This is a genomic window from Mesorhizobium sp. M1A.F.Ca.IN.022.07.1.1 (assembly GCF_003997575.1).
In the GTDB taxonomy this organism is placed as follows: Bacteria; Pseudomonadota; Alphaproteobacteria; order Rhizobiales; family Rhizobiaceae; genus Mesorhizobium.
The window spans coordinates 1-1,874 of sequence record NZ_RZST01000581.1 but is presented as its reverse complement, the minus strand read 5'-3'; the positions used below and the strand labels follow the sequence as shown (position 1 = coordinate 1,874).

At 61.3% G+C, this 1,874-nt stretch carries 2 protein-coding genes and 1 pseudogene; all 3 read left to right on the top strand.

The features are described from left to right. Window positions 1-415 (top strand): annotated as a pseudogene (locus EOA75_RS32380) (glutamate racemase); the annotation flags it as partial. A 59-nt stretch (window positions 416-474) separates the two neighbouring features. Beyond that, window positions 475-657, top strand: coding sequence for a DUF3008 family protein (locus EOA75_RS32375; RefSeq protein WP_066995133.1), 183 nt, complete (start codon window positions 475-477; stop codon window positions 655-657). A gap of 407 nt (window positions 658-1,064) precedes the next feature. Continuing rightward, window positions 1,065-1,682 carry a 30S ribosomal protein S4 gene (gene rpsD, locus EOA75_RS32370; protein ID WP_066995136.1) on the top strand — a complete coding sequence of 206 codons (618 nt, stop codon included), beginning with the start codon at window positions 1,065-1,067 and terminating at the stop codon, window positions 1,680-1,682. The last annotated feature ends 192 nt before the right edge of the window (window positions 1,683-1,874 follow it).

The following is a 1,874-nucleotide window of genomic DNA, read 5'->3' as shown; positions in this document are numbered from 1 at the left end:
GTACACGCGTGACCTGATCAGCAAATGGGCGCAGAAATGCCATGTCCGGCTCGTCGGCAGCGACAGGCTTGCCGCATTGGCCGAGATTTATATGCGCGAAGGTTTTGTCGACGAGGAAGCCGTGCGCGCCGAGATCGCGCCCTGCTTCATCGAGCACGACGGGCAGCGCACCGACATCGTCGTGCTCGCCTGCACGCATTATCCGTTCCTGGCCAACCGCATGCGCAAGACCGCTCCGTGGCCGGTCGACTGGATCGATCCGGCGGAAGCCATTGCCCGGCGCGCCATGTCGCTGCTGCAGCCTATCGGCGAACCGTCGGGCGAGACCGAGCCCGATATCGCCCTCTTCACCTCTGGTAAGGTGGATTTCGCCACGCGCAGGCTCATCCAGGGCTTTGGGCTGACCTCGCGCTAGCTGGAACTGCGATAGCGCCGCAGCGTTTCTCTTCCCACTACCGCACAGGGAGAAATCGCATGCCAGCCAAATCGCAAGCCCAACAGAAGGCAGCCGGCGCAGCCCTTTCGGCCAAGCGCGGCGAGACCAAGAAAACCGAGCTTAAGGGTGCTTCGCGCGAGATGTACGAGTCCATGAGCGAGAAGCAACTCGAGGAGTTCGCCGAGACCAAACGCAAGGGACTGCCTAGCAAGAAGTCATGAACTCCTGCCTGGCTCTCAAGTTGGTGCCTGGATAGGAAACCGCGGCATGCCATGACGTGGCGGATCTGCTTGCGGCCATGCCAGTGCCTTCGCCGGGCTGCGGCTTTCTGACGGCAGAATAGTGGAGCCGGTGCGTCGCCGATCACGAGCTTGACACCGGTTAAATCTCTGTTTAACAGGGCCACCAACACCGGGCGGCGACGTCCGGTGGTTTCTTTTGCATGGGCAAGACCTCACCGGAAGCCAGTCTGTCGGCGGTCTTGTTCGAACTGACGTGTCCCGTGGGTTTTCCGTCGCGTTGCGTGGGAAAACCCTGTCAGGCCTCGAAAACGGAGGCCAGAGGAGGGCGCGTTTCCTTCACCCGGAGCCATGGGGCCCCGGGTCATATCGTTTTGAAAGGGAATGCGATGAGCAAGCGCGAATCCGCGAAATACAAGATCGACCGCCGTCTCGGCGAAAATATCTGGGGCCGTCCGAAGTCCCCGGTCAACAAGCGCGAATACGGCCCCGGACAGCATGGCCAGCGCCGCAAGGGCAAGCTTTCCGACTTCGGCCTGCAGCTGCGCGCCAAGCAGAAGCTCAAGGGCCACTATGGCGACGTTTCGGAAAAGCAGTTCCGCAAGGTCTATGAGGAAGCCAACCGCCGCAAGGGCGACACCTCCGAGAACCTGATCGGCCTGCTCGAGTCGCGTCTCGACGCGATCGTCTATCGCGCCAAGTTCGTGCCGACCATCTTCGCGGCCCGCCAGTTCGTCAACCACGGCCACGTCAACGTCAACGGCAAGCGCACCAATATCGGTTCGTACCGCTGCAAGCCGGGCGACGTCATCGAGGTGCGCGAGAAGTCGAAGCAGCTCGTCATCGTGCTGGAATCGGTAGGCTTGGCCGAGCGTGACGTGCCGGACTATATCGAGGCCGACCACAACAAGATGACCGCGACCTACAACCGCGTTCCCGGCCTGGCGGATGTTCCGTTCGCCGTCCAGATGGAACCGAACCTGGTCGTCGAATTCTATTCGCGCTGATCCGACCAATCGGCGACACCCATCCAAGGCCGCCCTCGAGGCGGCCTTTTCTTTGTTTGTCGCGTCGGCCAGGGCGGCAATTCCACCCTGGTCATTTTTTTAGCCGCAATTCCGCGACGGCTAGTGATTCCACTTGGCTGCAAAATGCTCTAAGCGAAGCGGCAACAGAACCGTGGGCACCTGCGCCATGAA